Origin of the sequence: Nitrospirillum pindoramense (assembly GCF_007827955.1) — a bacterium.
In the GTDB taxonomy this organism is placed as follows: Bacteria; Pseudomonadota; Alphaproteobacteria; order Azospirillales; family Azospirillaceae; genus Nitrospirillum; species Nitrospirillum amazonense_B.
In genome coordinates this window covers 340,498-366,961 of the sequence record NZ_VITR01000005.1, presented here as the reverse complement: position 1 = coordinate 366,961, position 26,464 = coordinate 340,498, and the positions used below count along the sequence as shown (strand labels likewise).

Sequence of the window (26,464 nt, the reverse complement as noted above, 5' to 3'; positions counted from 1 at the left end):
GGTGGAAACGACACCATGCGCATGCGACGGAAATCCGACCTGCCCACCAAGACCTGCGTCCAGTGCGGCCGCCCCTTCGCCTGGCGGCGCAAATGGTCGCGCGTGTGGGAGGAGGTGAAATATTGCTCCGACCGTTGCCGCCGCGCGGCCCGGGGCCAGCCATGACGACCTTGCGCCTGATCCTGGGGGACCAGCTCAATCCCCGCCACCACTGGTTCGACCAGGCGGACGACGGCGTGGTGTACACGCTGATGGAGGTGCGGCAGGAAACGGATTACGTCCGCCATCACGCGCAGAAGATCCTGGCCATCTTCGCCGCCATGCGGGATTTCGCCCGCCACCTGCGGGCGGCCGGGCACCGGGTCGATTACCTGGCGATCGATGATCCCGCCAACCGCCAGGACCTGCCCGCCAACCTGGACCTGCTGCGCGGGCGGCACGGCGCCACGGCCTTCGAATACCAGGCACCGGACGAATGGCGGCTGGACCGCCAACTGGCCGACTATGCCCAGCGCCTGGGGCCGTCCGCCCGCATGGTGGACACCGACCATTTCCTCAGCGCCCGCGATACCGCCGCCGGCTTGTTCCAGGGGCGGCGGCGCTGGCTGATGGAGCATTTCTACCGCCACATGCGCCGCGTCCACGGCGTGCTGCTGGAACCGGATGGCGGGCACCCGGTGGGCGGGCAGTGGAATTTCGACCATGACAACCGCAAGCCTTGGCCGGGCGTGCCCGCCGAGCCCGAGGACAGCCGCCCGCGCCACGACCACGCCGCCCTGTGGTGCGCCATCACCGCCGCCGGGGTGGACAGCTTCGGCGATCCGATGGCCGACCGGCTGCCCTGGCCGCTGAATAGGGCCGAGGCGCTGGCCCAGCTGGAGGCCTTCCTGGCGCGGGGGCTGCCGCATTTCGGCGATTACCAGGACGCCATGAGCACGCGCGGCTGGCGTTTGTTCCATTCCCTGCTGTCCTTCGCCCTCAACACCAAGATGCTGTCGCCGGCCGAGGTGGTGGCCGGGGCGGAACAGGCGTGGCGGCGCGGGGCGGCCCCCCTGGCGGCGGTGGAGGGGTTCATCCGCCAGATCCTGGGATGGCGGGAATATGTGCGCGGCGTCTACTGGGCCCACATGCCGGGGTATGACCAGCGTAACGCCCTGGGCCATGACCTGCCCCTGCCATCCTGGTTCTGGACCGGCGACGTGTCCATGCGCTGCCTGGCGCACGCGGTGGGGCAATCGCTGCGCCACGCCTATGCCCACCATATTCAGCGCCTCATGGTCATCGGCAACTTCGCCCTGCTGGCGGGGCTGGACCCGGCGGCGGTGCACCGCTGGTACCTGGGCGTCTACATCGACGCCTTCGAATGGGTGGAGCTGCCCAACACCCTGGGCATGAGCCAGTTCGCCGACGGCGGGCTGATGGCCACCAAACCTTACGCCTCGGGGGCGGCCTATATCGACCGCATGGGCGACTATTGCCGGGGCTGTCCCTATGATCGCAAGGCGCGGGTAGGGCCGCGCGCCTGCCCCTTCAACGCCCTGTATTGGGATTTCCTGGACCGGCACGCGGCGGCGCTGTCCGTCAACCCCCGCCTGGCGCTGCCCTACCGCCAGCTGGCGCGCATGGATCCCGCCGACCGGTCAGCGCTGCGCTCCCAGGCGGCGGAGACGCGCCGCCGCCTGGAAACGCTGTGACCGTTACGCCGGGAAGTCGGTGCCCAGGGTGACGGCCCGCCACTCCGCCAGATTGGCGGCGAAGGCCTGCTGCCGGGCCTGCACCCGGTTCCAGGCGTCGGTGCCCAGCACCAAATGCCGGGGCGGGTTGGGCGACAGCACGGCGGCGACGATGGCGCGGGCCCCCCGCGCCGGGTCCCCCGGCTGCTGGCCGTTCTGCGCCTGCAGGCGGGCCACCGCCGCCCCGGCGGTCGTCGCGTAATCCGCGATGCCGCCGCCGGTGACGCGCAGCGACTGGTCCGTCAGGAAGTCGGTGCGGAAGGCGCCCGGCTCCACCAGCGTGACGCCGATGCCCAGGGGTGCCACCTCCTGCGCCAGGCTGAGGGACACGCCCTCCAGCGCGAACTTGGACGCGGCATAAAGGCCAGACCCCACGCCCGGCGCCAGGCCGGCGATGGAGGTGATGTTGACGATATGGCCGGACCGCTGGGCGCGCATCAGGGGCAGGGCCGCCTGCATCACCGCCAGGGCGCCGAAGAAGTTGACCTCGAACATCTGCCGCGTGGCGGTGGTCTCGGCATCCTCCACCGCGCCCAGCAGGCCATAGCCGGCGTTGTTCACGACCACGTCCAACCGCCCGTGCAGGGCGTGGGCATTGGTCACCGCTTCCCGGACCTGTGCCGCGTCGGTCACGTCCAGCGGCAGGACATGCAGGCGTTCGTGGTGTGGCAGATCGCCTTGGCCGTCCCGGGTGGTGCCGATGACCACCTGCCCCTGGTCCAGCACCGCCCGCGCCAGCTCCCGGCCGAAGCCGCGCGAGATGCCGGTGATGAACCAAACCTTGGGGGCATCGGTCGTCGGGGTATCGCTTGCCATGATGCGCATCCTTCCTGAAAGCCGGCCCGCCACGGGACTGGGCCGGGGATGCGGCTGAAGATGGAAGCCCGCCGCCCTATGCGGAATGCATCACAATCGAAACGACCTATGAAGCTGCGCCTATATAATCAACTGCCATAGGTGGCGCGGATGAAGTCGGTGAAGACGCGCAGCGGCAGGGGCGTATGCCGCTGCTTGGGATAGCATAGGAAGAACCCGGGAAAGCTGCCGGCCCATTCCTCCAGGAGGGTGACCAGGCTGCCCTCCTCGACATAGGGCACCACGCGGTCCTCCAGCCACAGGGCGATGCCCACGCCCTGCAAGGCCGCCGCCAGCACCAGGCTTTTGTCGGTGACGATGATGGGGCCCTTCACGGCGACGGAGAACCAGTCACCGTCCGGTTCCTGGAACTCCCAATGGTAGATGCGGCCCGTCTCCGCCCAGCGCCAGTTGATGCAGGTATGGTCCAGCAGGTCGCGCGGGTGCTGGGGCATGCCATGGCGGGCCAGATAGCCGGGCGCCGCGACGGCAACCTGGCGCAGGCTGCCGCCCAGCTTGATGGCCACCATGTCGTCGGAGATCATTTCGCCCAGGCGAATGCCGGCGTCATAGCCTTCGGCCACGATGTCGTGGACCACGTCGTCCACCGTGATGTCCAGGATGATGTCGGGGTAGGCCTGGTGGAACCGACCCAGGATGGGGGCCAGGAACCGTTCCGCCCCCACGCGCGAAGAGGTCAGGCGCAGGGTCCCGGCCGGCCGTTCGCGCAGGTCGTTCACGTCGGCGACGGCGGCCTCCAACTCCTCCATCACCGGCTTCAGGCGGGCATAGAGCCGCGACCCGGCGTCGGTGACGGACACGCTGCGCGTGGTGCGGTTCAACAGGCGCACCCCCAGCCGCGCCTCCAGCGCCCGGATGGTCTGGCTGAGGGCGGAGGGGGAAACGTGCAGCTGTGTCGCTGCTCGGGCGAAGTTGCCTTGCGCCACGATGGTGGCGAAGGCGCGCAAATCGGCGAACTCACTGCCCCGCATTCTTCCATTCCCGACAGGATCATCCCCCGCTGGGGTAACACGGGCGGCGCACCACGGGCTGTGTCAGCCGACACTCGGGACATCTCCGGCTGCGGATCTGCTCAGTTGAGGGAAATCATGGCATACGGCGATTGCAGGGCTTCCTAATACGAATGTCCGCATACATATAATCCATGCAATCCATTCCGGGGCAAATCATGTCGGGCGATTTCAGGGGCAGGGAGCGACGCGATGGCGGAAGATGAGCTGTGGTTACCCCGGTTGAGCGGCCGAGGCGGGCCGGTCTACCTCGCTATCGCCGACGCCATGGCGGCCGACATCGGCGCCGGCCGGTTGGTGCCGGGGGAACGCCTGCCCACCCAGCGCGCCCTGGCGGAGGCGCTGGGCATCGACCTGACCACCGTCACCCGCGCCTATGCCGAGGCGCGGCATCGCGGCCTGCTGGCGGGCGTGGTGGGGCGGGGCACCTTCATCTCCGACCGCGCGGCGGCGGACATGGCGCCCTTGGCCCAGGGTGATATCGACATGTCCATGAATGTGCCGCCACAGCCCCTGGCCTTGCTGCGGAGCCATCTGGCGCAAGGGATGGAAAGGCTGGCGCGGGCGCCGGACCTGGGGCGCCGCTTGGGCTATCGCGCCGCCGGCGGCGGGGCGCAGGAACGCACCGCCGGCGCCGCTTGGCTGCGCCGCCGTTACACCGCCGGCGGGGTGGCGGCGGGCGCCAGCCCCCATGCCGACCGCGTGCTGGTGGCGCCGGGCGCCCAGGCGGCGCTGCACGCGCTGCTGTCCCTGCTGGCGCAGCGGGCCGACGTGGTGCTGGCGGAAACGCTCAGCTATCCCGGCTTCACCGCCATCGCGGCCCGCCTCGGCCTGCGGGTGGTGGCGGTGGACTGCGATGGCGAGGGGCTGTTGCCCGACGCGGTGGCCGCCGCCTGCCGGGGTACGGGCGCCCGCCTGCTGTACTGCACCCCCACCCACCACAACCCGACCACCGCGACCATGTCGGCGGACCGGCGACGGGCGCTGGCGGCCGTCATCCAGGCCCAGGGCCTGACGGTGATCGAGGATGACGCCTACGGCGCCCTGGCGGCTGACCCCGGAACGCCCCTTGCGGCGCTGGCGCCCGACCAGGTTTGGCATGTGTCCACCCTGTCCAAATGCCTGACGCCGGCCCTGCGCACGGCCTATGTCGCGGCCCCGGACGCCATCCAGGCCGAACGCTTTGAGGCGGTGCTGCGCACGCAAATGCAGATGTCCTCCCCCCTGGCCGGGGGCTTGGCGGCGGACTGGGTGCTGAACGGCACCGCCGCCGCCTTGGCCGATGCCGTGCGGACCGAGGCCGCCGCCCGCCAGCGTCTGGCGGCGGAGCTGTTGCCCCCGGGCAGCTACCAGGCCCAGCCGGACAGCCTGCACCTGTGGCTCACCCTGCCGCCCGACTGGACGCCCCACGCCTTCGTCCAACGCGCCGCCCGCACCGGCCTGACCCTGGTGGCGGGCGACGCCTTCCTGTCATCCGACACCCCCGTGCCCAAGGCCGTGCGCCTAGCCTTGGGCGCCGCCCCCGACGCGGCCGCGCTGAAGGGCGCGCTGATCCGGGTGGCCGGATTGCTTGAGGGCCCGAAAGGGGGCGCCCTGGGGGTGGTGTGACGACGGCGCCCCTAGCTGAAGCTCCGCCCCCCATCCACCACCAGTGACTGCCCCGTCATCATGGATGACGCGCGGGACGCCAGGAACAGCACCGCGCTGGCGATGTCCTCACCGGTCAGGGGGCGCTTCAGGCATTGGGCGGCCAGGGTTTCGGCCAGGGCTTCGGGCGTCACCCACAGGCGCTGCTGCCGCTCCGTCATGACCCAGCCGGGCACCACGGTGTTGACGCGGATGCCATCGGGGCCGAATTCGCGGGCCAGGGCCCGGGTCAGGCCGGTGACGCCGGCCTTGGCCGCGACATAGGCCGGATAACCGGCCAAGCCCAGGTTATGGGCGGTGGACCCCAGGTTGACGATGGCGCCGCCGCCGGCGGCCTTCATGCCCGGCGCCACCGCCTGGGCCAGGAAGAATTGCGGGCGCAGGTTGATGGCCAGATTGTCATCCCACTCCGCCACCGTGACATCGGCGACGGCGTGGCGGTCGTCGCGGGCGGCGTTGTTGACCAGCACGTCGAAGGCGCCCATCTGCGTCTCCGCCTCGCGCACCTTGGCCTGCAGGGCCTCCACGTCGCGCAGGTCGCAGCGCAGGAACAGGGGGCGTTGGCCGGTCGCGGCCTCCACCGCCTGCACCAGGGCCATAGCCGACGCCTCGCGCAGCGCGATGAAGGCGACGCGGCAGCCCTGGGCGGCGAAGGCGTGGGTGAGATAGGCGCCGATTCCCGACCCGCCGCCGCTGATCAGCACGGCTTTGCCCGCCAGGTCGCCATAGACCGGGTACAGGTGCTGGGTGATGCCTTCCGGGGTGGTGGGCGGCGGTTCCGCCGGCGTCTCGATGGGGCCGGTGGCGGGCGGGTTGCTGTCGGGCATGGCGGCCCCCTTTTTCCAGAAAGGGCCGTCAGGCCCGGATGATCAAGGATAGTTAGGACGCGGCCGCCGATGCCGCAATCGCCCCCAATCGGCCAGGCCACCAAATCCCCTTTACAGGCGCCGTTTTTGTCCGATAAATCATATTAAGAACCGGAGGATGAATGCCGGGTCATCGGTCCATGCCGTTCCCAGTCTGGGCGGCCATGATGCCGGGGGCCGGGCGCCAGACCTCCTACCATAACGGCATTGGGGTAGGGAAACGGCGGGTGCGGGCGGTTCTGTTCCAGCCCCCATCGGAACGCCGCGGGCGACCGGTCACAGGCCATCCAGGCCTGCGCCAGGCCTTTGGGCGCTGGCCCAGGCCCAAGGGCGTTCCGGCCATCATCCCACCCTGGCAAGCGATGCGGGCCGGCGGCCCCGAGGTGGACGGTAGACGATGACCGACGACGGCAAGCGGAAGTTACGCAGCGCGCACAGCTATGGGAAACTGGACCGCGACGGGTTCATCCACCGCAGCTGGATGAAAAACCAGGGCCTGCCCGGCGATGTGTTCGACGGCCGCCCCGTCATCGGCATCTGCAACACCTGGTCGGAACTGACCCCCTGCAATTCCCACCTGCGCGAGGTGGCGGAGCATGTGAAGCGCGGCGTGTGGGAGGCCGGCGGCCTGCCGGTCGAATTCCCCGCCATGTCGCTGGGCGAGACGCAGATGCGCCCCACCGCCATGCTGTTCCGCAACCTGCTGGCCATGGAGGTCGAGGAATCGATCCGCGGCAACCCCATCGACGGCGTGGTGCTGCTGGGCGGTTGTGACAAGACCACTCCGGGCCAGATCATGGGGGCGGCCAGCGTCGACCTGCCCACCATGGTCATCTCCTCCGGTCCCATGCTGAACGGCAAGTACCGCGGCAAGGACATCGGCTCCGGCACCGACGTGTGGAAGTTCAGCGAGGCGGTGCGCGCCGGCGAGATGACGCTGAAGGACTTCATGGGGGCCGAGGCCGGCATGTCCCGCTCGCCGGGCACCTGCATGACCATGGGCACCGCCTCCACCATGGCCTGCCTGATCGAGGCCATGGGCCTGTCGCTGCCCTTCAACGGCACGCTGCCGGCCATGGATGCCCGCCGCCGCGCCATGGCGCATGAGACGGGCCGCCGCATCGTCGCCATGGTGAAGGACGACGTGAAGCCGTCGCACATCCTGACCCGCGCCGCGTTCGAGAACGCCATCCGCGTGCACGCCGCCATCGGCGGGTCCACCAACGCCGTGATCCACCTGCTGGCCCTGGCCGGCCGGCTGGGTGTTGACTTGTCGCTGGAGGACTTCGACGCCCTGAGCGCCGACATCCCCCTGCTGGTGGACCTGCAGCCCTCGGGCCAGTACCTGATGGAGGATTTCCACTACGCAGGCGCGCTGCCGGGCCTGATGACCAAGATCAAGGACAAGCTGAACCTGGACGCGGTCACCGTCGGCGGCATGACCATCGGCGACATCGTGGCCGAGGGCGAGGTCTACAACGACGAGGTCATCCGCCCCAGGACCAACCCGGTGAAGCCGGTCTCGGGCATCTGGGTGCTGCGCGGCAACCTGGCGCCCGATGGCGCGGTGATGAAGCCCAACGCCGCCTCGCCCGAGCTGTTGACCCATCGCGGCCGCGCCGTGGTGTTCGACACCATCGAGGACTTCAAGGCCCGCATCGACGATCCGGATCTTGAGGTGGACGAAACCTCCATGCTGGTGTTGCGCGGCTGTGGCCCGAAGGGGTATCCCGGCATGCCGGAAGTGGGCAACATGCCCCTGCCGCCCAAGTTGCTGGCCAAGGGGGTCAAGGATATGGTGCGCATCTCCGACGCCCGCATGAGCGGCACGGCCTTCGGCACCGTGGTGCTGCACGTGGCCCCCGAATCCACCGCCGGCGGGCCGTTGGCCCTGGTGCGCACCGGCGATGAGATCGAGCTGAACGGCCCCGGCCGCAGCCTGTCCCTGCTGGTGGATGAGGCCGAACTGGCCCGCCGCCGGGCCGCGCTGGCCGCCCAGCCCGCCGCGCCCACCCCGGCGCGCGGCTATTACCGCCTGCATGTCGAGCATGTGATGCAGGCCGACAAGGGCTGTGACCTGGACTTCCTGGTGGGCGCCAGCGGCGACCGCGTCACGCGGGAATCGCACTGATGAGCCAGCCTGTCTTCATCGCCGGCGATTGGGGCACCAGCAACCTGCGCCTGTCGCTGGTTGATGCGGACGGTGCCGTGCTGGACACCTGTACCGGTCCCGGGGCCGCCGCCGTGCCGGCGGGCGGCTTCCCTGACACGGTGCGGGGCCTGCTCGCCGACTGGGATGCCGCCCATGGCCGCCTGCCCCTGCTGCTCTGCGGTATGGTGGGTTCCACCCTTGGCTGGGTGGAGGTGCCCTACGCCACCGCCCCGGCGGGGGCGGCGGAGATCGTCGGGCATCTGCACCGCATCGATCTGCCATTCGAAAGTGAGGGGGGACGGCCGGTCTACATCGCGCCGGGCGTGAAGGGCACCAACCTGCAGGGTGCCCCCGACGTCATGCGGGGGGAGGAGACCCAGGTGCTGGGCGCCCTCATCACCCATCCGGATCTCGCCACGGGCGACCATCTGCTGTGCCTGCCCGGCACCCATTCCAAGTGGGTGGACCTGGCGGATGGCCGCATCACCGGCTTCACCACCGCCATGTCGGGCGAGATCTACGCCCTGTTGTCCAAGCACAGCACCCTGGCGCGCGGCGCCGCCGAATGGGATGGCGCGCCGGACGCCGGCTTCCGCCAGGGCCTGGCCCGGGTGGCGGAGGCGGGCGCCGACGTCCTGCACCTGCTGTTCGAAACCCGCGCCCGGCAGATGGCGGGCGTGCTGACGCCTCAGGACGCCTTGGGCTTCCTGTCCGGCCTGGTCATCGGCGGTGACGTGGCCGCCATCCTGGCCCGGTACCGGGCGCTGGGCAGGCCGGCGCCCACGCGGGTGGTCCTGGTCGGCGCCCCGGCGCTGAACACCCTATATACCCTGGCATTGGCCAGCCACGGCGTGGCCGCCCTGGCGCTGAACGGCGCCGAGCAATCCACCGCCGGCCTGCTGGCCTATTTCCGCCGCCTGTGAAGGGCCGTCTGTGAAGGCCCATCTGTGAAGGAACGCGTCATGACCGAAGCCTGGTTGAAGCATATGCCCGTGGTCGCCATCCTGCGCGGCGTGACGCCCGATGAGGTGGTGGCCGTGGCCCGCACCCTGCACGACGCGGGCATCCGCGCCATCGAGGTGCCGCTGAACTCGCCGGAGCCGCTGCAGAGCATCGAGCGTCTGGTGCAGACCTTCGGCGACGACTGCCTGGTGGGGGCGGGCACCGTGCTGTCGCCGGATAAGGTGGACGCGGTGCGCGCCGTGGGTGGCCAGCTGATCGTTTCGCCCAACGTCGACGTCTCCGTCATCGCCCGCACCGTGTCGCTGGACATGGTGTCCATGCCCGGCTTCTCGACCGGGACCGAGGCTTTCGCCGCCATCGGCGCCGGCGCCCGGTATCTGAAGCTGTTCCCGGCCAGCAGCCACGCGCCCGGCCATGTGAAGGCGCTGAAGGCCGTGCTGCCGGCCGATGTCGCCGTCTACGCCGTGGGCGGCGTCACGGCCGCCAACCTGCAGCCCTGGGTGGACGCCGGCGTCACCGGCTTCGGGTCCGGCGGCGATCTGTACAAGCCGGGCGTGGATTTGGGCCAGATGGCGGAGCGCGCCGCCGGCCTGGTGGTCGCGGTCCGCGCCGCGCTGAAGCTTTCGTAAAGTCTGGTACAAGGACCCGCCACCAGGGACCCGCCCCAGGGCGTTTCCCGGTGGCGGCTGAGTGCGTCCAATATAAACAGGGGGGTACGCCGATGGGTTTGGCGACGATCGATATCGCGGTGCTGGGCGTCTACGCCGTGTTCATCTTTTTCCTGGCCCAGTGGGTGTCGCGGGAAAAGGCCGGGCATGAGAAGAACGCCAAGGACTATTTCCTGGCCGGCCGTTCGCTGCCCTGGTGGGCCATCGGCGCCTCGCTCATCGCCGCCAACATCTCCGCCGAACAGATCATCGGCATGGCCGGTTCCGGCTACAAGGTCGGCCTGGCCATCGCCTGCTATGAATGGATGGCGGCGCTGACCCTGATCCTGGTGGGCAAGTTCTTTCTGCCCATCTTCCTGGAAAACCAGATCTACACCATGCCCCAGTTCCTGGAGCAGCGGTACGGCTCCAGCGTGCGGCTGACGCTGGCGGTGTTCTGGCTGGGCGTCTACGTCTTCGTCAACCTGGCCTCCATCCTGTGGCTGGGCTCCATCGCCGTGAACGCGGTGGCGGGCGTGGACCAGATGACGGCGCTGGTGGTGCTGGGCGTGTTCTCCTGCGCCTATTCCCTGTTCGGCGGGCTGAAGGCCGTGGCGCTGACCGACATCGTGCAGGTCACCCTGCTGGTGCTGGGCGGCCTGATCATCGGCTATCTGGCGCTGAATCAGATCTCCGGCGGCCAGGGCGTGCTGGCGGGCTTCCATCAGCTGACGCTGGCGGTGCCGGAGAAGTTCCAGCTGATCCTGACGCGCGACAACCCGAACTATAAGGACCTGCCCGGCATCTCCGTCCTGGTGGGCGGCTTGTGGGTCATGAACGTGTCCTACTGGGGCTTCAACCAGTACATCATCCAGCGCGCGCTGGCCGCCAAGTCGGTGCGTGAGGCGCAGAAGGGCGTGGTGTTCGCCGCCTTTCTGAAGCTGCTGATGCCGGTCATCATCGTGCTGCCGGGCCTGGCCGCCCTGCTGCTGGTCCCCAACCTGGCGACCCCGGACCAGGCCTACCCGGAGGTGATGAAGATGCTGCCGGCGGGCCTGAAGGGCCTGGTGTTCGCGGCCCTGGTCGCGGCCATCGTCGCGTCGCTGGCGTCCAAGATCAACAGCGTGGCCACCATCTTCACCCTGGACCTCTACGCCCATGTGAAGAAGGACGCCAGCCAGCATCACCTGGTGGCCGTGGGCCGCATCGTCAGCGTGGTGGCCGTGATCATCGGCATCGTGGTGGCCAAGCCCCTGCTGGGCAACTTCGACCAGGCCTTCCAGTACATCCAGGAATTCACCGGCTTCTTCACCCCGGGCATCTGCGTCATCTTCCTGTTGGGTATGTTCTGGCCGCGCGCCAATGCCGCCGGCGCCCTGACGGCGGCCATCGGCTCGGCCGTGCTGTCGCTCGCCTTGAAGGTCTGGCTGCCCGAACTGCCGTTCATCGACCGTGTCGGCGTCACCTTCCTGGCCTGCCTGGCCGCGGCGGTGGTGGTGTCGCTTGCCGCCCCCGCCCTGCAGGTAAGCCAGATCAATGTCAAGCTGAAGGGCATCGACTATTCCACCAGCACAAGCTTCAACCTCGCGGCCCTGGTGGTTCTGGTGATCGTCTCCGCCCTCTACATCACCTGGTGGTAACATGACGAAGGCCGGTCCCCTGCTCGACGCCCCGCTGGTCGCCCGCTTCGCCCTAGGCAACACCCTGGGCGAAGGGGTCACCTGGGATGAACGCGACCAGTCGCTGTGGTGGACGGACATCCATGAGCGGCGCCTGCATCGGCTGGACTGGACCAGCCGCGCGGTGGAAACCTTCACGGCGCCGGAGCGCGTCTGCTCCTTCGGCCTGATCGAGGGCGATTCCGATCGCCTGGTGGTCGCGTTCGAAAGCGGTTTCGCCCTGTTCACCCCACGCACCGGCGGGGTGGAGTGGCTGGCGCGACAGGCCCTGCCCGCCGGCGTCCGCTTCAACGACGGCCGGGTGGACCGCCAGGGCCGCTTCTGGGCCGGCACGATGGTGGAGGATGAGCACGCGCGGGCGGCGGGCACGCTGGCCGGCGCGCTCTATCGCCTGGACGGGCGGAACCGGGCCACGCCGCTGGTGCACGGCGCCCTCATCTCCAACAGTCTGTGCTGGAGCCCGGACGGCACGCGTATGTACTACACCGACGGTCCCACCCGCCGCATTCGCGTCTTCGACTATGACCCGCCCACGGGCACGCCGTCGAATGAAAGCGTTTTCGTGACGACGGAAGAGGGGGCCTACCCCGACGGCGCCAATGTCGACGCCCAGGGCCATGTGTGGAGCGCGCAGTGGGGGGCCGCCCAGGTGGTACGCTACGCCCCCGACGGCCGCGTTTCCGGCGTCATTCCCCTGCCCACGGCGCGCGTCAGCTGCGTCGCGTTCGGTGGGCCGGACCTTACCCTGCTGTTCGTCACCACGGCGCGGGAAGGCATGACCGCGGCCGAGATCGCGGCCGATCCCGATGCCGGGACGCTGTTCGTGTATGATATCGCTAACATCGGCGTTCGCGGTCTGGTGGATAGTGGGTTCAAATTGGCGTCGGCGGGGATATAAGCTGTTGTGTGAAATCATGTGGGGGCAGGGATGATTGCCAAGTTTCGTGGCCAAAACCTGACATTCGCCATCGTGCAGGACCTGGGGGCCGCGATCGTTACCGGGACCTACAGTGCCGACAAGCCTTTCCCCATCGAGGCTGACCTCTGCAAGCATTACGGCGCCAGCCGCAGCGTGCTGCGTGAGGCGGTGAAGATGCTGACGGCCAAGGGTCTGCTGCGCGCCCGCCCGCGCCAGGGCACCTGGGTCGAGCCTGAGGAAAGCTGGAGCCTGCTGGATCCCGACGTGCTGCGCTGGATCCTGGAACGCAAGTTCTCCCTGCCGCTGCTGGCCGAATTCACGGAGATCCGCCTGGCCGTGGAACCGCTTGCGGCCCAGCTGGCCGCAGCCCGCGCCACCCCGGCGGAGAAGGCGGCCATCAAGGTCGCCATCGAGCGCATGTACGCGGCGGAACGGGGGGAGGACGACCCCCTGATCACCGACATCAATTTCCACGTCGCCATCCTGAAGGCCAGCGGCAACCGCTTTTACCTGCAGTTGCGGGAACTGATCGACACGGCCCTGCGTTTCAGCATCCGGCGCACCAACCAGTACAAGGGCGTGCGCCTGGCCAGCGTGGCCGACCACAACGCCGTGGCCGAGGCCATCCTGGCGGGTGATCCCCCCCGGGCCGAGGCGGCCATGCGCTACCTGATGCAAGAGGCGCTGGACCTGCTGGCACGCGGGGAGGAGTCAGAGGGCCAGGCCGTCGCCTCCTGACCCCGCCCCCTTTTATGGCCGCCTTTCATCTTCCGGAGACTGGACCCCATGCGTGAGGACGGACGCCGCGCCATCGGCCTGATCGCCCATGACGGCAAGAAGCAGGCCATGGTGGACTGGGCCTTGGCCCATACCGACTTTCTGCGGGGGGCCAAGATCTACGCGACCTCCTCCACCGGCACCCGCGTGGCGGAAGCCGTCGACGGCCTCGACATGACCCGCCTGCGCAGCGGCCCTTTGGGCGGCGACCAGCAGATCGGTGCCATGATCGTCGAGGGCAAGCTGGACATCATGATCTTCTTCGTCGATCCCCTGGGCACCCTGCCGCACGACGTGGACGTGAAGGCCCTGATCCGGCTGGCCACCCTGGCCGACCTGCCCTTCGCCTGCAACCCCGCCACCGCCAGCCTGCTGGTGGCCGGGTTGGCGCATCCGGCCGCCTGATGGTGCCCGAAGGCTATTCGCTTATCACTCTCGATTGAATGACGTCTGTGCCGCCCTCGGAGCTATAGATTTACTCGAGGAAGAGATTGATGTCATTTGGGGGTAGTGCATTTATGATGTCCATCTAATATATTTGAGGGGAAATACTGTCCTGGAAGATTGTAAATGTTTGAGATTTTTTTGGAAAATAGGCGATATATTACAAATGCTCTATTTTTTATAATTTGCAAATTGTTTCGGATGGCTATTTGTATAGAAGAAGAAAGATATCGCGCTCACCAAAAAATAATTAGGTTCGTAAACCTCATTCTGGCGTTCCTGTCCAGTGCGGCGATTATATACAGGTCGTCGGGAATTTTTCTTAATGGTTACATATTATCGCGCGCGGTGTTCTGTGCTTATATAGCATATACAATTATCAGACTTTTTATTATAAAATTTAGATTCGTCCACATAGATAAACCATATAAAATATCGGCCATTCCACCGAAGTTGCGCTCCGATTTCACATTTTATTATTCGGGATTTGCCGTGGCTTCCTCGGCAGTCGCCGCCGATTCTTTCGGGGTAGAAAAGGCATTAATTACTCTAATGTGTATATTTCTCGCTATCTTGGCAGTATTTTCGCATATTGGGATGGGGTTGGGAAAAAGAGAAGACTCCTAGGAAAAAGGGCGGCCGTGACGGGCCGCCCTTTCCCGCGCCGCTGCGGGCCGCCCTTACTTCGTCTTGTCCAGCGCCTTGGCCATTTCCAGGTGGTGCGCGATGGTGGGTTCCGTCTTCGCGGCCCAGTCCTTCAGGGCCGGATTGTCGCCACCCTTGGCATACCGCTCGAAGGCCGAGTCCGCATCCTTGTGGGCGCTCACCTGGTCCTCGCGGTATTGCTTCACGAAGTCGGCGCCGCTCAGGCCCTTCAGCTTGTCCAGCTTCTTCTGGTGGGTGTTGTCCAGGGCGGTGGGGATGGTCGCCTGCACGGTGCCGCCGGTGACGATGGTCTTCAGTTCGGCCGAGGTCTTCTGGTGCGCCTGGATCATCTGGTTGGCGAAGGACTTGGTGGCCTCGTCGCCCTTCTGCTGCGCCAGTTCGCTGGACTGGATTTCGAACATGTCGCTGATGGCGACCTCCTTCACGAAGTCCTCGGTGCGCGGGGTGACGCCCAGCACGGAATTGGCGCCGGTCTTCTCACCCATGGACTTGGCCTTGTCGCCCACGGAGTCCTGCGCCGCCGCCGGGGTGGCGAGGGCGGGCGCGAACAGCATCAGGCACAGGGCGGAGGCGGTGGCCGCCTTGCCGGTCAGGGTCCTCATGGTGGCAACTCCTCAGGATGGGACAGGATGGGGGTGGCGGCCCGGTCGGGCCGCCCATGACCCGACCACAAGCGCCGAGCGGCGCATCCGGTTCCGCCGCGCCCCTGTTGCGCGGGCGCTGGCCACCCCCCTATGGTGATTCCCCGCTGGGACGCTGGCGGTAGCAACGCGATGGTCGGGGGTGGATTTGGCCCAGGTGGTCATTCTTGCGGGCGACGGGGACTTCCCCGCCCTGGCGGATGTGGGGGGAACGGCCCTGCTGGGCCGCCAATTGGCGATGATCGCCCGCTCCGCCCTGCACGACGTGCTGGTGGTCACCGGCTCCGCCGCCGTTGGCGGCTATTGCGGCGATGGGGAACGCTGGGGCCTGGCGGTACGCGCCGTCGCGCCTGACCAAGTGGCGGCCCTGCTGGCCGAAACCGCCATGATCCTGCCCGGTGACGCCGTGACGGAGGTGGATCTGGACCGCTTCCTGGAGCACCACCGCCGGCATGGCGCCGCCGCCACCCTGTTGGTCCAGCCCAGCGACCATCCCGACCAAGGCGACCTGGTGGTGGGGGCGGAGGATGGCCGGGTCCTGGGTTTCCGTGTCCCGCCGCATGTCGGCGACTTCCATAATCTGGCCTGGACCGGCCCCGCCGTGATCGAGCGTCGGGCGCTGAACGGCAACCTGTCCATCCGCGCCCAGGTGGAGCGGCTGCTTTCAGCCGGCCGGCCGGTACAGGGCTATCGCAGCCCCGAATATGTCCGCCGGATCGTGTCGGCCGACGACCTGGAGCGCGTCCGCGCGGATGGGACCGCCGGCCTTCCCGACCGCCTGTCGCTGCGATCACCCCAGCCGGCCGTGTTCCTGGACCGGGATGGCGTGCTGAATGTGGAAAAGGGCAGCGTCACCACGGTTGAGGCGCTTGATCTGATCCCCACCGCCCCGCCCGCGCTGGCGCGGCTGAACCGGGCCGGCTTCCGCACGCCGGTCGTCACCAACCAGGCGGCGGTGGCCCGGGGGCTGTGCAGCCTGGAAACGCTGGATGCCATCCACGCCCGGCTGGAAACGGGGTTGGCCGCCCAGCATGCCCATGTCGACCGGATTTACTTCTGCCCGCACCATCCCGATCCCACGCTATCCGGCGGGGTGCCGTCCCTGCTGGTCCGTTGCGAGTGCCGCAAGCCCAAGCCGGGCATGGTCCACGCCGCGACGGCGGACCTGAACATCGACGTCGCGCGCTCCTGGATGGTGGGCGACAGTTCCAGTGACATGGGCCTGGCGCGGGCCTGCGGCATGGGCGGTATCCTGGTGCGCGACGGCCACGGCGGGCGCGATGGCAAAAGCTCGGCCCAGCCCCATGTCGTCGTCGACGATTTGGCCGACGCCGTGCGCTTCATCCTGGATGTCTGGCCGGGCCTGTCGGTCGAACTCGACCGTTTAGCGGCGGATATCAAGGCGGGGGACGTGGTGCTGATCGGCGGCCTGGCGCGGGCGGGCAAGAGCCTGCTGGCGCAGTGCCTCTCGCTGCGGCTGGGGCAGTCGGGCCGCGCCGGCGTGGTCGTCGGGCTGGACAACTGGCTGAAGTCCCGCGACCAGCGGGGGGCCGGCGTCCTGGGCCGGTATGACCTGGACGCCGCGCATCAGGCGCTGACGGCGCTGGCGCGGCGGGAGGCGCCGGTGACCCCGCCCCGCTATGACGTCTGGACCCAGATCAGCCATCCGGGGCGCGAGGCGGTGACGCTGGCGCCGGACGACATCCTGATCGTCGAGGGCGTGCCGGCGCTGACCCAGCCGGCGTGGCGCGCCCTGGCCACCCGCCGCCTCTATGTCGCCACGGATGAGGCGGGGCGGCGCCGGCGCTTCCATGCCGAATACCGGCGCCGGGGTTGGTCGGATAACGCCATCGAGTCGACCTACGAGGACCGGTTGCGAGATGAGCGGCCCATCGTCCTGGCCAGCCGGGCCCACGCCGATGCGGAGATCACCCTGGACGGGCTGCTGGGGTGAGGGAATCCCCTCTTCCCGGCGGGGCTAAAAGCGGATCAAAAATTCCGCCATTCAAATTATTAAGAAAACAATACAAGATTTTTACACATGATTTGAAGGACTAAGCTAACATTTGCTCCATGCCAACATGCCTGCGCGGGGCGGGCCTACAAGATGGGGTTTTAAGTCCGTGAAGTCTGCCGTCCTGTCCCTGGCCGCCGTGTTGGCGGCCGGTACCGCCCTGATGAGCCCGTTGTCGGCCGTGCCGGTCCGGGCCGATGAGGTGCTGCCGCAGCCCTATCCCGCCGCGGCCCCCATTCCCGAACCACAGGACGTGGCCTATCCCGGCACCATCCGTCTGCAGGTCGATGCCACCGATACCGAGCGGCGCATTTTCTGGGTGAAGGAAACGGTGCCGGTGGCGGGGCCGGGCCCGCTGACCCTGCTTTATCCAAAGTGGCTGCCCGGCAACCATTCCCCCACCGGCGCCATCGACAAGCTGGCCGGCCTGATCATCCATGCCAAGGGCGGGGCCGCCGAGGGGCAGCGCGTGGAATGGCAACGCGACCCGGTGGAGGTCTATGGCTTCCACGTCGACGTGCCCAAGGGCGCCACGGCGCTGGAGATGGAATTCCAGTTCGTGTCGCCCACGGCGGACAACCAGGGCCGCATCGTCATGACGCCGGACATGTCCAACGTTCAGTGGAACGCGGTGGCGCTCTATCCCGCCGGCTACTTCACCCGCCGCATTCCCGTCGAGGCCAGCATCAAGCTGCCGGAGGGCTGGGGCTTCGGCACGGCGCTGGACGTGGCCAAGGCGGCGGGCAAGGATGGGATCACCACCTTCAAGCCCGTGCCTTTCGAAACCCTGGTGGACAGCCCCATGTTCGCCGGCCGCTACTATCGCCGGCTGGACCTGGACCCGGGTGGGCGCTCGCCCATGCACCTGAACATCGTGGCCGACCGGCCGGAGCTGCTGGAGGCGACGCCGGACCAGATCGCCGCCCATCGGGCCCTGGTGGTCCAGGCGGACAAGCTGTTCGGCGCCCGCCACTATGACCATTATGAGATGCTGCTGGCCCTCAGCGACAAGCTGGGCCACATCGGGCTGGAGCATCACCGCTCCAGCGAGAACGGCACCACGCCCACCTATTTCACCGACTGGAACAAGTCGGCGGGGCATGAGCTGCTGTCCCATGAATACACCCATTCCTGGAATGGCAAGTTCCGCCGCCCGGCGGATCTGTGGACGCCCAACTTCAACGTGCCCATGCGCGACAGCGGCCTGTGGGTGTACGAGGGGCAGACCCAGTTCTGGGGCTGGGTGCTGGCCGCCCGCGCCGGCCTGACCACCAAGCAGCAGGCGCTGGACAATCTGGCCGGGGTCGCCGCCACGCTGGACACCCGTGTCGGCCGCGCCTGGCGCGATCTGGCCGACACCACCAACGGCCCCATCGTGGCCATGCGGCGTCCGGCGCCGTGGATCAGCTGGCAACGCGCGGAGGATTACTACATCGAAGGCCAGATGGTTTGGCTGGACGCTGACAGCCTGATCCGCGAACGGTCGGGCGGCAAGCGCTCGCTGGATGATTTCGCCAAGGCCTTCTTCGGCATCAATGACGGCAGCTACGTGCCCGTGACCTACACCTTCGACGATGTGGTCAAGACGCTGAACCAGGTGGAACCCTATGACTGGTCGACCTTCCTGCGCACGCGCCTGGAAACCCACCAGTCCGCCCCGCTCGATGGCCTGGCCCGTGGCGGCTACAAGCTGGTCTACACCGATCAGCCCCTGTCTGAGGCCAGCCGTGCCAATGAGGCGCCGGGTTCCCTGAACCTGACCTATTCGCTGGGCCTGGCCCTCGACAAGGGCGGCGCGCTCACCTCGGTGCAGTGGAACGGCCCCGCCTTCAAGGCCGGCCTGATCATCGGCACGCAGGTGGTGGCGGTCAACGGCACCGCCTATGATGCGGAGCGCATGAAGGCGGCGGTGACGGCGGCCAAGGGCCAAGGCCCGGCGGTGGAGCTGATCGTGAAGAACGGCGACCGCTATCGCACCGTGCGCATCGATTATCACGACGGCCTGCGGTACCCGCATCTGGAGCGGGTGGAGGGCACGCCGGCGCGTCTGGATGACCTGCTGGCCCCCAGGGCCTGATCATGCGTTTACCCCCGGCCTGAAATGGCCGGGGGTGTGCGACATAAAATGTCGCCGATACTGACTTCCGCGCAATGCTGGTCCCATGTTCCGGGGGTGGACACGGAAGAAAATTATCATATGGTGTCGGCGCTAAATTCTTTGCGTCAAATATTTTGACCTCCCACATCTGTTTGGTGTCGGGACGGGCGAATGAAAAACAGGACCGGGGCCGAACCAACGGCCTTGGGCAGGGGCCTGAGCGTTTCAGATGGGGGTGGGGCGGCCGGGGCTTCCCGGCGTCGGCCCGTTGAGGAAGATCGAGGAATCCCGATGCAGATTTTAAGTGCCCGGGCGAAAAAGCCGTCGATGCCCATAGGGGAGCAAATCCGCAAGCGTCGCAAGGACATGGGCCTGACGCTGCAGCAGTTGGCCGACCGTTCCGGCCTGTCGGCGCCGTTCATCAGCCAGGCCGAGCGCAACCTCAGCGTCCCGTCGCTGGTGTCCCTGCTGGCGCTGGCCGAGGCGCTGGAGGTCGACATCTCCTTCTTCATGCAGGTGCCCAACACCGGCACCATCGTCCACCGCGCGGCCAAGCCCAACATCATCGAGGTGGACAGCCCCGTCCAGTACATCGACCTGGCCTCGGACTTGGATGACCGGAAGCTGGACATCATCATGATGAGAATTCCGCCGGGCCACGTTTTCCCGGTGGATACCCGCAATGGCGAGCATTTCCGCTACGTCCTGTCGGGGGAGCTGTACGCCACCGCCGGCAACACCCGCACCACCTTGAAGGCCGGCGACAGCATGCATTTCGATGCGCGCATGAAGCACACGGTGGAAAACCGCACCGAGGAAGAGGCCGTGCTGCTGTACGTCGGCACCCCCAGCGTCTTCAAGAAGGCGCAACGCAAGTGATCGGTCGCGCCCCCGCTGCGGCGCGGGCCAAATTCGGATAAATTATCCTGTAATCCCGGCTTGGCCTGGGCCGGCGGCGCTTGCTAGGGTGGCGCCGGCAGGGCAGGTCTGATGAAAGACGGGACATGGCGGCAGTGCATCCGGAAACGGGCGGATCGGGCTGGGAATTCTGGGTCGATCGCGGTGGCACCTTCACCGATGTGGTGGCCCGTCGGCCCGATGGCCGGCTGCTGACCGCCAAGCTGCTCTCGGAAAATCCCGAACAGTATCAGGACGCCGCCGTGGCCGGCATCCGGTCGCTGCTGGCCGCCCATGCCGATTTCCCCGCCACCATCGATGCCGTGAAGATCGGCACCACCGTCGCCACCAACGCGCTGTTGGAACGCAAGGGCGAGCCGCTGGTGCTGGCCATCACCCGGGGCCATGCCGACGCCTTGCGCATCGGCTATCAGGCCCGGCCCCGCCTGTTCGATCGCCATATCCGCCTGGCCGACAGCCTCTATACCCGCGTGGTCGAGGTGGCGGAACGGGTGGACGCCGACGGCGCCGTCCTGGCGCCACTGGATGAGGAGGCGACCCGCCGCGACCTTCAGGCCGCCTACGACGCCGGTTATCGCGCCGTGGCCGTGGTGCTGATGCACGGCTACCGCTTTGACGCCCATGAGGCGCGTGTGGCCGCCATCGCGCGGGACATCGGCTATACCCAGGTGTCGGTCAGCCATGAGACCAGCCGCCTGATCAAGCTGGTGCGCCGGGGCGACACCACGGTGGTGGATGCCTATCTGTCGCCGGTGCTGCGCCGCTATGTCGATCAGGTGTCGGGCGCCTTGCAGGATGGCGGGGCCAGCGAAGGGGACGGGGCCCGCCTGCTGTTCATGCAGTCGAACGGCGGCCTGGTCGATGCCCGCGCTTTCCAGGGCCGCGATGCGGTGCTGTCCGGGCCCGCCGGCGGCATCGTCGGCATGGTCGCCACGGCGGTGGAGGCCGGGTTCGACAAGGTCATCGGCTTCGACATGGGCGGCACCTCCACGGATGTGTCGCACTACGCCGGCACCTATGAGCGCACCTACGAGACCATGGTGGCCGGTGTGCGCCTGTGCGCGCCCATGATGAACATCCATACCGTGGCCGCCGGCGGGGGCAGCGTCTGCTCCTTCGACGGGTCGCGATTTCGTGTCGGCCCGGAATCGGCGGGGGCGGTGCCCGGCCCCGTCTGTTACCGCCGGGGCGGGCCCCTGGCCGTGACCGACTGCAACCTGATGCTGGGCAAGATCCAGCCGGCTTTCTTCCCCCAGGTCTTCGGGGCGGCCGCCGATCAGCCTCTGGATCTGGCCGCTGTCGAGGCCCGCTTCCAGGCTCTGGCCGCCGAGGTCCAGGCGGCGACGGGGGAGGCGCGCACGCCGCACCAGCTGGCGGAAGGCTTCATCACCATCGCGGTGGAGAAGATGGCCAAGGCCATCAAGGAAATCTCCGTCCAGCGCGGCTATGACGTGGCCCAGTACACCCTGGCCTGTTTCGGCGGCGCGGGGGGCCAGCACGCCTGCCTGGTGGCCGATGCCCTGGGTATGACGCGGGTGATGATCCACCCCTTCGCCGGGGTGCTGTCGGCCTATGGCATGGGCCTGGCCGATTTGCGCGTCATCCGTGACCGCACGATCGAACAGCCGCTGTCGGCCGACCTCGACCTCTCCACCCCGGCCCAGGCCCTGGCGCGGGAGGCGAGGGCCGACCTGGCCGCCCAGGACGTGCCGGTGGCGGATGTCGAGGTGGAACTGACTGCCCGCCTGAAATACGCCGGCACGGATACCGGCCTGACCGTGCCCTTCGGGGACGCCGCCGCTTTGGCCGCCACCTTCGCCGAGGCACATCGCCGCCGTTTTGGCTTCGTCGCCCCCGGCAAGACCGTGGTGGTGGAGGCGCTGTCGGCCGAGGCCATCGGCCGCCCCGGCCGGGGACGTATCGCTGCGGCGCCAGCTGTCGCCAATGGCGATCCGGCACCCTTGGCCACCGTCCGCACCTATATGGCGGGGGAGCAGGCCGACACCCCCGTCTATGACCGCGCCACCCTGGCGCCCGGCAATCAGGTCGACGGCCCCGCCCTGATCCGTGAGGCCACGGCCACCACGGTGATCGAGCCCGGCTGGCGCGCCCGCGTCGATGGCCATGCCAACCTGATCCTGGAACGGGTGGTGGCCCTGGCGCCGCGCACCGCCATTGGCACCACCGTCGACCCGGTGATGCTGGAGGTGTTCAACAACCTGTTCATGGCGGTGGCGGAGCAGATGGGCTATGCCCTGCAGAACACCGCCTATTCGGTCAACATCAAGGAGCGGCTGGACTTTTCCTGCGCGCTGTTCGACCGCGGCGGCGGGCTGATCGCCAACGCGCCGCACATGCCGGTGCATCTGGGCTCCATGGGGGACAGCGTGCGCGCCATCGTCGAGGCGCGGTCCCAAGACGGCCGGGGCATGCGGCCGGGCGACGTCTACATGCTGAACGCGCCCTATAACGGCGGTACACACTTGCCCGACGTCACCGTGGTCATGCCGGTGTTCGATGCCGACGGCAGCCTGCTGGTGTTCGTGGCCGCGCGCGGCCACCAGGGCGACATCGGCGGCGTCACCCCCGGCTCCATGCCACCCAACAGCCGCACCGTGGAAGACGAGGGCGTGCTGATCGACAATTTCCTGCTGGTGGAAGGCGGACGCTTCCGGGAGGAGGAGACGCGGGCGCTGTTGGCCAGCGGGCGCTATCCCGCCCGCAATCCCGACCAGAACATCGGCGACCTGCGGGCCCAGGTGGCGGCTTGCGCCAAGGGGGCGGAGGAAATGGCCGCCATGGTGGCGCAGTTCGGCCGCGACGTGGTCGAGGCCTACATGGCCCACATGCAGGACAATGCGGAGGAGGCGGTGCGCCGCGTCATCGGCGTGCTGAAGAACGGCACCTTCCGCTATGAAATGGACAACGGCGCCGTCATCCAGGTGGCCGTCACCGTGGACCGGCGGGCGCGCCAGGCGGTGGTCGATTTCACCGGCACCAGCGGGCAGCTGGAGACCAACTTCAACGCGCCGCTCAGCGTCTGCCGCGCCGCCGTGCTCTACGTCTTCCGCACCCTGGTGGATGATGAGATCCCGATGAACGAGGGGTGCCTGAAGCCCATCGTGCTGAAGGTGCCGGCCGGCTGCCTGCTGAATCCAGCCTATCCAGCGGCGGTGGTGGCTGGCAACGTGGAAACCAGCCAGGTGGTGGTGGACGCGCTCTATGGCGCCCTGGGCGTCATGGCCGGGGCCCAGGGCACCATGAACAACTTCACCTTCGGCGACGACGCCCGCCAGTATTACGAAACCATCTGCGGCGGGTCCGGCGCCGGCGCCGATTTCGACGGTACCAGCGCGGTGCAGACGCACATGACCAACAGCCGCCTGACGGATCCCGAGGTGATGGAGGTGCGCTACCCCGTGCTGGTGGAGCGCTTCGCCATCCGCCGCGGTTCCGGCGGCGCGGGCCGCCATCGCGGTGGGGACGGGGTGGAACGACTGATCCGGTTCCGCGCGCCCATGACCGCCGCCATCCTGTCCAACCGCCGTCGCGTGCCGCCCTTCGGCCTGGAGGGCGGCGGATCCGGTGCCCCGGGCGTGACGGAGGTCCATCGCGCCGATGGCACGGTGCGGGTGCTGGCCGCCACCGACACCGTGGCCATGAGCCCCGGCGACGCCATCCTGGTGAAGACGCCAGGGGGAGGCGGCTTCGGCGGCGGTTGTGGGCCAGTGGGCGAGGGCGGCGTCTGATGCTCAGCCTGGTCGGCATCGCCATCGTCGCCGCCGGTTTCGCCGTCCGCCTGAACCCGCTGCTGGTGGCGGTGGCGGCAGCCTTCGGCACCGGCCTGGCCGCCGGCATGGGCGTGGTGGAGATCGTGTCGGCCTTCGGCCGCCTGTTCAACGCCAACCGCTACATCTGCCTGGTCTACCTGTTCCTGCCCCTGATCGGTCTCCTGGAACGGCTGGGTATCCAGGTGCAGGCGCAGCGCCTGATCGGGCGCCTCAAGGCCGCCACGGTGGGACGCACCTACCTGGTGTTCTTCATCCTGCGCCAGGTGTTGGCCGCCCTGGGCGCCAAGGATCTCAGCGGCCATGCCCAGATGGTGCGCCCCGTGCTGGCCCCCATGGGCGAGGCGGTGGCCGAGGAAAATCTGGGCCGCCCCCTGGCGCCACCGGAACGGGCCCTGGTCCGCGCCCATGCGGCGGCGGCCGAGAACATCGCCCTGTTCTTCAGCGAGGACATCTTCGTCGCCATCGGCTCCGTCATCCTGATCAAGGGCTATCTGGCCGCCAATGGCATCGAGGTCAGCCCGCTGGATGTGTCCGTTTGGGCCATTCCCACCGCCATCGTGGCGGTGGTGGTGCATGGCGCCCGCCTGCTGCTGTTGGACCGTCGCCTGAAGGCCGGAAAAGGAGCGGCAGCGCCATGATCGGCATCAGCGTCGCCTATGACCTGGCTGGCCTGATGTTCGCCGCCATCGCCTGGCGCGCGGCGCGCGATGCCGGCAACCCCCGGCGCCTGGGCGCCGGCCTGTTCTGGGCCCTGCTGGCGCTCAGCTTCCTGGCCGGCGACCATCTGGGCGATCTGGGCAACGGTATCCTGGTGCTGGCGCTGGCGGTGCTGGGCGGCTTCGGCCTCATGGGCCGGGGGACGGAGGCCTGCGCCCCGCGCGATGCACGCGAGGAACAGGCCCGGCGGTGGGGCTATTGGCTGTTCCCCGTCCTGTTCCTGCCGCCGGTCATCGCCTTGGCCGGGACGATCTGGGGCCCGGCCGTGACCTGGAATGGCCAGGCGCTGGTGGACCCCCGGCAGGGCACGCTGATCTGGCTGGCGCTGGGCATCGTCGCCGTGGGGCTGGCGACCGTCATGCTGACCCGCCAGCGGCTGGTCGCGCCCCTGCGTGACGCGCGGCGCCTGGCGGAGCTGGTGGGCTGGGCCATCATCCTGCCCCAGGTGCTGGCGGCCCTGGGGGGCATCTTCGCCTTGGCGAAGGTGGGGGACGCCGTGGCCCTGATGGTGGGCCAGCACCTGACCCTGGACCACCGTTTCCCCCTGGTGTGCGCCTACACCGGGGGCATGGCGCTGCTGACCATCCTCATGGGCAACGCCTTCGCCGCCTTCCCGGTCATGACCTCGGGCATCGCCCTGCCGCTGCTGGTGGGCCGGTTCGGCGGCGACCCCGCGGTCATTTCCGCCATTGGCATGCTCTCGGGCTTCTGCGGCACGCTGATGACGCCCATGGCCGCCAATTTCAACATCGTCCCGGCCGCCCTGCTGGAACTGCCGGACCGCAACGCCGTCATCCGGGCCCAAGTGCCGACCGCCCTGCTGGTCCTGGTGGCCAACACCCTGCTGATCCAAATCCTGGGTTTCCCCAAATGACTGAAAGCACTTTCCCTGGCCTGTCCGAGGCCCTTGCCGTCCAGTTCGCCGAAATCGCGCTGGGCCACGTCACGCGGGAATATCCCAACATCCTCACCCACATGCTGAACGGGCCGGAGGATGCGCGGACGCCGCGCGCCCTTCATCCCATCTTTTTCGGCAGCCTCGACTGGCACTCCTGCGTCCACGGCCATTGGCTGCTGGCGCGTGTCTTGCGGCTTTATCCCGACAGCCCGGTGGCGGACCGCATCCGCGCCCTGTTCGCCGACAGCTACACGCCGGAGAAGGTCGCGGGCGAGCTGGCCTATTTCCGGCGCCCCAACACCGGCACCTTCGAGCGGCCCTATGGCTGGGCGTGGTATCTGCTGCTGGTGGCGGAGCTGCGCCGTACCGGCATGGGGGCCGTGGGCGCCGCCTGGGCCACGGCGCTGGCGCCGCTGACGGCGGAAATTGTCAGCCTGCTGAAGGCCTACCTGCCCAAGGCGACATACCCGGTCCGCACGGGCCTGCACATCAACACCGCCTTCGCCCTGACCCTGTCCATGGCTTATGCCCGGCGCCGGGGGGACGATGGCCTGGCTGACCTGATCACCCGGACGGCCCAGGCCTGGTATGGCGACGACGCCGATGCCCAGGTGTGGGAGCCGTCGGGCACCGACTTCCTCTCCCCGGTATTGACCGCTGCCGTCGCCATGGCCGCCGTGCTGCCGCGCGAGGCGTTTCGCGCCTGGTTCGCCCGCCTGTTGCCCGGCGTGGCGGCGGGCCGGCCGCAAACGCTGTTCACCCCGGCCACGGTCAGCGACCGCAGCGACGGCACCATCGCCCACCTGGACGGCCTGAACCTCAGCCGCGCCTGGTGCTGGCGTACCATCGCCGCCCAGCTGGACCCAGCCGATCCGGTGGCGGTGCGGGCGCGGGCGGCGGCCGATACGCATCTGGCCGATGCCCTGCCGCACCTGGAGTCCGATTACATGGGCGAGCACTGGCTGGCCAGCTTCGCCGTGCTGGCCCTGGATGGGGTGTGACAGGACG

21 protein-coding genes are annotated in these 26,464 nt (G+C 68.3%); 17 read left to right on the top strand and 4 right to left on the bottom strand.

Annotated elements, in window-relative coordinates:
• Positions 1 to 15: 15 nt before the first annotated feature.
• Positions 16 to 165, top strand: a complete 150-nt coding sequence (locus FBZ90_RS10670) for a DUF2256 domain-containing protein (RefSeq protein ID WP_211101984.1) — start codon at positions 16 to 18, stop codon at positions 163 to 165.
• Positions 162 to 1,694 (top strand): cryptochrome/photolyase family protein, encoded by a 1,533-nt coding sequence (locus FBZ90_RS10665; RefSeq protein WP_145731837.1) that lies wholly within the window; start codon positions 162 to 164, stop codon positions 1,692 to 1,694. The genes FBZ90_RS10670 and FBZ90_RS10665 overlap by 4 nt, the downstream gene beginning before the upstream one ends.
• A gap of 3 nt (positions 1,695 to 1,697) precedes the next feature.
• On the opposite strand, the gene FBZ90_RS10660 is transcribed toward FBZ90_RS10665, so the two are convergent.
• Together FBZ90_RS10660 and FBZ90_RS10655 are read right to left on the bottom strand one after the other, a co-directional pair.
• Positions 1,698 to 2,549 carry an oxidoreductase gene (locus tag FBZ90_RS10660; protein WP_145731835.1) on the bottom strand — a complete coding sequence of 284 codons (852 nt, stop codon included), beginning with the start codon at positions 2,547 to 2,549 and terminating at the stop codon, positions 1,698 to 1,700.
• A 128-nt stretch (positions 2,550 to 2,677) separates the two neighbouring features.
• Positions 2,678 to 3,580 (bottom strand): LysR family transcriptional regulator, encoded by a 903-nt coding sequence (locus tag FBZ90_RS10655; protein WP_145731833.1) that lies wholly within the window; start codon positions 3,578 to 3,580, stop codon positions 2,678 to 2,680.
• Between the two features lie 231 nt (positions 3,581 to 3,811).
• Here FBZ90_RS10655 and FBZ90_RS10650 point away from each other — a divergent pair, with 231 nt between their 5' ends.
• Positions 3,812 to 5,227: an aminotransferase-like domain-containing protein gene (locus FBZ90_RS10650; RefSeq protein ID WP_145731831.1), complete on the top strand. Its 1,416-nt coding sequence runs from the start codon at positions 3,812 to 3,814 to the stop codon at positions 5,225 to 5,227.
• A gap of 11 nt (positions 5,228 to 5,238) precedes the next feature.
• Here FBZ90_RS10650 and FBZ90_RS10645 read toward each other — a convergent pair whose 3' ends face one another.
• Positions 5,239 to 6,093, bottom strand: a complete 855-nt coding sequence (locus tag FBZ90_RS10645) for an SDR family NAD(P)-dependent oxidoreductase (protein WP_145731828.1) — start codon at positions 6,091 to 6,093, stop codon at positions 5,239 to 5,241.
• 436 nt (positions 6,094 to 6,529) lie between these two features.
• Here FBZ90_RS10645 and FBZ90_RS10640 point away from each other — a divergent pair, with 436 nt between their 5' ends.
• From FBZ90_RS10640 to FBZ90_RS10610, 7 genes are all read left to right on the top strand, one after another.
• A complete protein-coding gene (locus FBZ90_RS10640) occupies positions 6,530 to 8,263 on the top strand; it encodes an IlvD/Edd family dehydratase (protein ID WP_145731826.1) in 1,734 nt (577 codons plus the stop codon).
• A complete protein-coding gene (locus tag FBZ90_RS10635) occupies positions 8,263 to 9,207 on the top strand; it encodes a 2-dehydro-3-deoxygalactonokinase (protein WP_145731824.1) in 945 nt (314 codons plus the stop codon). Before FBZ90_RS10640 ends, FBZ90_RS10635 begins: the two co-directional genes overlap by 1 nt.
• A 39-nt stretch (positions 9,208 to 9,246) precedes the next feature.
• Entirely contained in the window at positions 9,247 to 9,876 is a 630-nt protein-coding gene (locus tag FBZ90_RS10630) for a 2-dehydro-3-deoxy-6-phosphogalactonate aldolase (RefSeq protein WP_145731822.1), read from the top strand.
• A gap of 92 nt (positions 9,877 to 9,968) precedes the next feature.
• A complete protein-coding gene (locus FBZ90_RS10625) occupies positions 9,969 to 11,534 on the top strand; it encodes a sodium/sugar symporter (protein ID WP_145731818.1) in 1,566 nt (521 codons plus the stop codon).
• 1 nt (position 11,535) lies between these two features.
• Positions 11,536 to 12,471 (top strand): SMP-30/gluconolactonase/LRE family protein, encoded by a 936-nt coding sequence (locus tag FBZ90_RS10620; RefSeq protein WP_145731817.1) that lies wholly within the window; start codon positions 11,536 to 11,538, stop codon positions 12,469 to 12,471.
• 30 nt (positions 12,472 to 12,501) lie between these two features.
• Positions 12,502 to 13,230: a FadR/GntR family transcriptional regulator gene (locus tag FBZ90_RS10615; protein WP_145731815.1), complete on the top strand. Its 729-nt coding sequence runs from the start codon at positions 12,502 to 12,504 to the stop codon at positions 13,228 to 13,230.
• A gap of 48 nt (positions 13,231 to 13,278) precedes the next feature.
• The gene (locus tag FBZ90_RS10610; protein WP_145731813.1) at positions 13,279 to 13,674 is read left to right on the top strand and encodes a methylglyoxal synthase; all 396 of its coding nucleotides are present in this window, start codon (positions 13,279 to 13,281) and stop codon (positions 13,672 to 13,674) included.
• Between the two features lie 719 nt (positions 13,675 to 14,393).
• Here the strand turns inward: FBZ90_RS10610 and FBZ90_RS10605 are convergent.
• Positions 14,394 to 14,981 carry a DUF4142 domain-containing protein gene (locus FBZ90_RS10605; protein WP_246130287.1) on the bottom strand — a complete coding sequence of 196 codons (588 nt, stop codon included), beginning with the start codon at positions 14,979 to 14,981 and terminating at the stop codon, positions 14,394 to 14,396.
• 196 nt (positions 14,982 to 15,177) lie between these two features.
• Between FBZ90_RS10605 and FBZ90_RS10600 the strand changes: the two genes are divergently transcribed.
• From FBZ90_RS10600 to FBZ90_RS10570, 7 genes are all read left to right on the top strand, one after another.
• A complete protein-coding gene (locus tag FBZ90_RS10600) occupies positions 15,178 to 16,974 on the top strand; it encodes an HAD-IIIA family hydrolase (RefSeq protein WP_145731811.1) in 1,797 nt (598 codons plus the stop codon).
• Positions 16,975 to 17,143: 169 nt separating this feature from the next.
• Complete coding sequence (locus tag FBZ90_RS10595; RefSeq protein WP_246130285.1) at positions 17,144 to 19,111, top strand: M61 family metallopeptidase; 1,968 nt, start codon at positions 17,144 to 17,146, stop codon at positions 19,109 to 19,111.
• 348 nt (positions 19,112 to 19,459) lie between these two features.
• Complete coding sequence (locus tag FBZ90_RS10590; protein WP_246130283.1) at positions 19,460 to 20,011, top strand: helix-turn-helix domain-containing protein; 552 nt, start codon at positions 19,460 to 19,462, stop codon at positions 20,009 to 20,011.
• 125 nt (positions 20,012 to 20,136) lie between these two features.
• Positions 20,137 to 23,799, top strand: coding sequence for a hydantoinase B/oxoprolinase family protein (locus FBZ90_RS10585; protein WP_145731807.1), 3,663 nt, complete (start codon positions 20,137 to 20,139; stop codon positions 23,797 to 23,799).
• Entirely contained in the window at positions 23,799 to 24,479 is a 681-nt protein-coding gene (locus FBZ90_RS10580) for a DUF969 domain-containing protein (protein WP_145731805.1), read from the top strand. Before FBZ90_RS10585 ends, FBZ90_RS10580 begins: the two co-directional genes overlap by 1 nt.
• The gene (locus FBZ90_RS10575; RefSeq protein WP_186455720.1) at positions 24,476 to 25,432 is read left to right on the top strand and encodes a DUF979 domain-containing protein; all 957 of its coding nucleotides are present in this window, start codon (positions 24,476 to 24,478) and stop codon (positions 25,430 to 25,432) included. The genes FBZ90_RS10580 and FBZ90_RS10575 overlap by 4 nt, the downstream gene beginning before the upstream one ends.
• The gene (locus FBZ90_RS10570) at positions 25,429 to 26,457 is read left to right on the top strand and encodes a DUF2891 domain-containing protein (RefSeq protein ID WP_145731803.1); all 1,029 of its coding nucleotides are present in this window, start codon (positions 25,429 to 25,431) and stop codon (positions 26,455 to 26,457) included. The genes FBZ90_RS10575 and FBZ90_RS10570 overlap by 4 nt, the downstream gene beginning before the upstream one ends.
• Positions 26,458 to 26,464 lie beyond the last annotated feature (7 nt).